Annotated in this window: 4 protein-coding genes and 1 pseudogene; all 5 read right to left on the bottom strand. The window is 50.2% G+C overall.

The genetic code is table 11. The features are described 5' to 3' along the window. Positions 1–202, bottom strand: a pseudogene (locus F557_RS22600) (helix-turn-helix domain-containing protein); the annotation flags it as partial. A 206-nt stretch (positions 203–408) separates the two neighbouring features. After that, the gene (locus F557_RS18915; RefSeq protein WP_019001206.1) at positions 409–2,124 is read right to left on the bottom strand and encodes an alpha-amylase family glycosyl hydrolase; all 1,716 of its coding nucleotides are present in this window, start codon (positions 2,122–2,124) and stop codon (positions 409–411) included. A gap of 187 nt (positions 2,125–2,311) precedes the next feature. Then, the gene (locus F557_RS0105305) at positions 2,312–3,199 is read right to left on the bottom strand and encodes a DUF5131 family protein (RefSeq protein WP_026297761.1); all 888 of its coding nucleotides are present in this window, start codon (positions 3,197–3,199) and stop codon (positions 2,312–2,314) included. Continuing rightward, positions 3,199–4,128 (bottom strand): PoNe immunity protein domain-containing protein, encoded by a 930-nt coding sequence (locus F557_RS0105300; protein ID WP_019001204.1) that lies wholly within the window; start codon positions 4,126–4,128, stop codon positions 3,199–3,201. Before F557_RS0105300 ends, F557_RS0105305 begins: the two co-directional genes overlap by 1 nt. Before the next feature lie 194 nt (positions 4,129–4,322). After that, positions 4,323–5,903 (bottom strand): glutamine-hydrolyzing GMP synthase, encoded by a 1,581-nt coding sequence (gene guaA / locus F557_RS0105295; RefSeq protein WP_019001203.1) that lies wholly within the window; start codon positions 5,901–5,903, stop codon positions 4,323–4,325. Positions 5,904–6,000 lie beyond the last annotated feature (97 nt).

Here is a 6,000-nt window from a genome sequence, read left to right as displayed (position 1 = left end):
AGGAAATAACGGGAAGAACAAGACCGGGAAATGATTCACCTCGGGAGATCCTCTCTTTGAATATTTTGATCCACTTGTAAAGCATGGAATTACTGATGCCATGACTGAAGGCATACTGACGAACTGAAAGATTACTGGCGGCGCAGTCGGTAAGCATTTTGGCATACTTCTCGACTATCGCCTTATTTGAAGAACTAACCATCGGAACCTCCTGATAATTTATCCGATGGCTACAATGGTACCTAAAACAAAGTGGTTTTATCAGACCGTATATCTGGGAAACTTACGAATTACCTGTCATAATCCGGCCTTTTAATGCTCTTCCGACTCCCTTACCCGCAGGGGGAGCAATCATTCTTCAAATCACCCACAGGATATGGAAAACTAACTACAATCTTCCCTTGCCGGCTAACGGCACTGGGCCTCATAGAAGCTTCCGGAAAGTCCCGGCAGAACCAGCTCGTTTCCCTGAAGCCGGGATCCGTTTAAGGATCTGATAGTGCAGGAACCATAGCCCAGTTTGCTCCATACGCTGTCCTCAAAACGAACTTTCCGTTCGGAAGTTCCGGCATTAAGAGCGTAGATAATGCGATCTTTGCCATAGCTCTTGAAATCAATAAAGAGACCGTGGTCGCTGAAAAGATGAGTTCTGACACCGTGACTGAGTGCCTTGTGGGAATCTCTGAGCTTCAGCATAGCCGCCACGTCGTTCTTCAGTTTTTCCTCATCGGCAGTAAGTCTGTCCACATGGCCGTCAGTGCGGGACACATGATCATCGCAACGGTCGGTTTTACCGCAGTTTTCAGGCTGCATGGCAAAATTCATGGTCTCGTCACCGGTCTCATCACCATAATAAACAGTGATGGGACCGCTGTAGGCCGCCAGAAAGCTCAGGGCGGCTCTGTGAGCATCATAGTAGGAGGAGCCATGAACGCCCTCCTTTTCATAACGGGCCCGCTGCAAGAGATCCCCGAATCTTACCAGATCGTGATTAGACAGGAACATGTTGGGCATAGATCCTTCAGTATATCCCTGCATTTTCCGGTAGCCGGCCTGAAGCTCGGTAGCCGGCTGACCGCAGGCGGATCTGTCAAAAATGTTCTCCCGGGAAGCCAGCACCTTCACAAGTTCAGCTCTGAGCGGAAAATTAAAGGCACTTATGAGAGCATTATTCTTAAATGCGGTTCTCTCAATATCCTTGGGCTGCTCGGACCAGATTTCTCCTACCATGTAGCCCAGAGGATGCACCTTCTTCCCGTTCATCTTGTAGGTTACCGTTTTCGAGGTTTTAGCCACCTCGTCAGAAAGCTCCTTCCAGAATTCATTCTTCAGCTGATAGGCCTGATCCAGACGCCAGCCATCAATCTTTGCTTCCTTTATCCAATAGGAGGCCACCTCCTTCAGGAACGGCATTGAGGGTTCGGTCTCAAAACAACGCGCCTGCTTAAGGGACATCTTATCAACATTCCCGAAGAGATCCAGACAGCGGATAGACAGCTTAAGTTCATTCCCCTTGGGACTTTTTACAGCCACATTGGCCTTGGCATGACCGAATACCCCATCCAAAAATACATACATCCCCTTGGCATGAGCCTTGTTTACCAGGGAGATCAGTTCCTCCTTGGTTCCGAACTTGGGATCAATGCTGAAATAGTCTGAGGTATAGTAGCCGGTTCCGTCCAGCTTGTCATAGGTCCAGTCCTGACCGGCTACCGGTAGTGTAGTGAATATCGGTGTCAGCCAAATGGCATTAGCACCTGTGGATTTTATGTAGTCCAAACTGTCAATCACGCCCCGGAGATTTCCGGTATGAGATGAAGGGCCCCAGGATTTCAAAGGCCCGGAGGCTCCGCCGCTGCCATGTCTGAAACTTTCAGTCATGATCTGATACATACGGATATCGCACATGCTGCTGTCGCTTCCGAAACACCCTCTGTCATTCTTCTGAAGACTGATGCTGTCTCCGGTAAGCACAAGATCCTTTCCTGACGCAGTGCGCACGCAGGTGGTGGGTTCATCGGGCTTCTGCCACGCCGCTATGCTGGCAGGCTTGCTTCCTCCGGTGGAAGCACAGCCAGAAACCATGGCAAGTGCCACGGCAATACTGATCATGCTGTATCTCATATCATTAACCTCTTTAACTGTAACTGTAATCCCTGACCGGTCTTTCCAAACCTTTGCCGGATAAATTGTCAAAACAACGATATTGTAGAAGAAGACATCCCCCCGTTATTGCTGATTTCGGGGTAAAAATGAATTTTGCGAGCAGAGTCACGTAACGTTCCCGGATAATATACGGCTTTCGTGCCTTTCAGTTTTCCTGCATAGCACAGTGTTCACAGTGAGAACAGCCGGAACAGGAAATTTTACGAGCACACTTCTCACAGGGTTCCTCATACTCCGGCTTCACAAGATCTCGTCCCGACAGCGGAATTCCCAGGGTATCCGTCAGTCGGTACTCATTATGCCGTCCCTGAAAACTGATCCCAGACTTAAAGGCCTGCTCCGTCTGAATCCGGCGGGAGTCAATGCGATACAGCCGGCCATCCTTTTCGAAACGGGCTCCGGTTCCGCAAAATATAAAGGTCACTTCATATTTCCGGCATTCTTCACCCAGCGTTTTTACCCATTCCCAGGAGCAGGTACGGGCACCGGGATAATTTTCACCGTCACAGAGCACCTGTTCGATTCTGCCGGAAGCAAGATATCTTGCAATGCTGACAGAACCGATAAGAGGAGCGCACATGACACCGAGATGCCTGGCGGGCAGAGAAAGGAGCTCCGGGATACGCTCATCTGCTCTTCTCTGGTTTTCACAGGAAACATTGAGCATAACGTTCTCCCAGCCATGCCCCCAGTCCCGAGGCAGCGCACCCGCTATACGTTCCGGTCTTTTGGTCAGCAGAAAAAAGATCACATCAGGACGGGAACGAATAATCTGCCAGGCCTCTCCTCTCCAGGAATCAGCCTCTTCCAGAAAAAAATCCGATGTCAGGCATACCCGCAGGGTTTCTCCCGGTTTTATCCGGTAGTCCCCCTTTCTGTCCCGGGACAGAGGATATCGAAACAGCGAATCACCGGTACGGTAAATCACGGATCCATCCTGTTTTCTTCTGGCATCAAGATAAAACATGTAGCAGTTCCGGCAGCCTTCGCTGCATTTCCGGCAGCCATGCCAGGGATTCCAGATATCTCGCATCAGCGATGACCGACTTTAAGAATCAGTCTGGCACGTTCACGAAGACTGAGACCGTCCTTGACGGTTTTTACACGGTACTTCATCCCGTTTTTAAAATGTGCCAGATCATAAGGATAGTGAGGATTGTCCTTAAGGGGGGTATCATCAATCTTCAGGATCTTGGCCAGAGCCGCCGCCTCATAGCACCAGAGTCCATGATAGTATTTGCTCATAAGATAAATGGAGAATTCATGCGATTCATGCCCCGGAATCCACTTTTCGGTAACAAATTCCAAAAGCGCATCCTGGGCTCTGAAGGGATCATAAAGATTATCCAGAAAGGGAGCAAAATAAGCATAAGGATTGATATCATAAAAACCGCAGGAATCTGAAGAATTATATCCGGCGGCCCGAAACATCAGATTAAGCAGCCGATCGTCAACTCTTTCCCGGTGCGCAACATCATAAAGCTTTTCGATAACACCGCCGTCCCTGGCAAGCATAATCCCCAGGGAGGTCAGTCTCAGAAGAGAAAAGTAGCCAAAATACAGCACTGCCGGACTCTGATGCCCTTCGGATTTCTGTGCATAGATTTTCAGATCCGCAAAGGTGGTGGCGGCAAATGCCTGCACCGCAGCACAGTAATCGGTATATAGCTCCCGGCAGGGTACTCCCAACGAATACTGGCTATTAAGAAGAATCTTGTAAAGACAGTAATTGTCGGCTCTGAGAGCTCTGATTCTGATTTCGGGACTGATATTAGAATCGGGATTTCCGCCTTTTTCAGTAAGATCGATTATAGCGGCATTTTCGGATATGCGCTGCCGATTGAAACGCACCAGATACTCAAGATAGTCTTTTTTGGAAAGACCGGGATCCCGGAGCTTTAACCGGTCATGCTCCTCTTCTCCGATAAATCCCCTGCTCAGACGGCAATGAAAATCCCTCATGAAAACTTCTCCCGAACAGCGTACTGTTTTACCGCCCCAAAATCACTCCCAACAAATGTAACCAGTATAAACGGAAAAAGGCCATGCCTGTGCACAGCCTTTAAAAAATGCCGGAACGGACACAAAACAGCGAGAACACAGGAATCACTGTCTCGCCGTCCGCACCTACCCCGCCTGCCGGCAGATCGCGGCAATTATTCCCACTCTATGGTTGCCGGCGGTTTTCCGGATACGTCGTATACTACCCGGCTGATTCCGGCCACCTCATTGATAATGCGGTTGGAAACCCGGCCCAGAAGCTCATAGGGAAGCTCCGACCATTTGGCTGTCATAAAGTCGATGGTTTCCACCGAGCGGAGAGCAACCACATAGTCATATCTCCTGCCATCTCCCATAACACCTACGGACTTAACCGGCAGGAACACGGCAAAAGCCTGAGAAACCTTGCTATACCAGCCGGCCTTTCTGAGCTCCTCGATAAAAATAGCATCAGCCTGTCTCAGAAGATCGCAGTACTCCTTCCGGATTTCCCCCAGCACCCTCACCCCCAGTCCCGGGCCCGGGAAAGGATGACGATATACCATTTCTTCTGGAAGCCCCAAAGCCACACCTATCCGGCGTACCTCATCCTTGAAAAGCTCCCTGAGAGGTTCCACCAGATCAAACTTGATATCCGGAGGAAGTCCGCCCACATTGTGATGGGACTTAATCACATGAGCCTTGCCAGTTTTGGCGGCTGCAGATTCAATCACGTCCGGATAAATAGTTCCCTGTGCCAGGAACTTTACGTCGGAAAGCTTGCGGGCCTCGTCAGCAAAGACATCAATGAACACTCTGCCAATAGTCTTGCGTTTTGCTTCCGGATCGCTGATTCCGCTGAGAGCATCCAGGAATCGCTTCTCAGCATCAACGTATATGATATTCAGACCGAAACGGGTCCCAAACATCTCCTTAACCTGAGCTCCTTCGTTAAGACGAAGCAGGCCGTTATCCACAAATACGCAGGTCAGCTGATCTCCGATGGCCCGGTGCAGCAGGAGAGCGGTTACCGACGAATCAACTCCACCGGAAAGACCAAGAATTACCCTTTCGGAACCTACAACACTGCGGATCTTCTGAACAGCATCCTCAATAATGGCATCCGGTTTCCAAAGCCCCTCAAGGCCGCAGATCCCCTTAACGAAATTGGTCAGAATCTCCCGGCCTTTCCTGGTATGTGTTACCTCGGGATGGAACTGCACCCCGTAGAAACGGCGGCTGTTATCCACAATAGCGGCATAGGGACAGGTCTCAGTATGAGCCGAAACCTGAAAGCCTTCCGGAAGAACAGAAACCCGGTCGCCATGGCTCATCCAGACCTCCAGCTCCCGCACCCCGTTCTGTTCCCGGTCCGAAATCCCATCAAAAAGCGGATTCTCGGCTGGATCCAGATCCACCAGAGCATAACCAAACTCCCTCTTGGAGGAAGATTCCACCTTGCCTCCCAACTGCTCAGCCATAGTCTGAAGACCGTAACAGATGCCCAGAACCGGAACTCCGGCCCTGAATACATATTCGGGAGCTCTGGGTGATCCCTCAGCGGTTACCGATTCGGCCCCGCCGGAAAGTATAATTCCATCCGGAGCGAATTCCCTAATTTGCTCCTCGGAGGAATCCCACGGCCAAAGCTCGCAGTAAACCCCGATCTCGCGCACCCGGCGGGCTATAAGCTGGGTCACCTGAGAACCAAAGTCCAGGATAAGGATTTTTTCATTATGAATGTTCTTATCTGACATGAAGAATTTTCCTAAGCTGGAAGGGATCGGCGACCGATCCCCATGATTTAAAAAGATGTCCGGAAAAACCGGATACAGACTCCGAATCCGGTCAAGG

Origin of the sequence: Succinimonas amylolytica DSM 2873, assembly GCF_000378405.1 — a bacterium.
In the GTDB taxonomy this organism is placed as follows: Bacteria; Pseudomonadota; Gammaproteobacteria; order Enterobacterales; family Succinivibrionaceae; genus Succinimonas; species Succinimonas amylolytica.
This window is presented reverse-complemented; position numbering and strand designations above follow the sequence as displayed.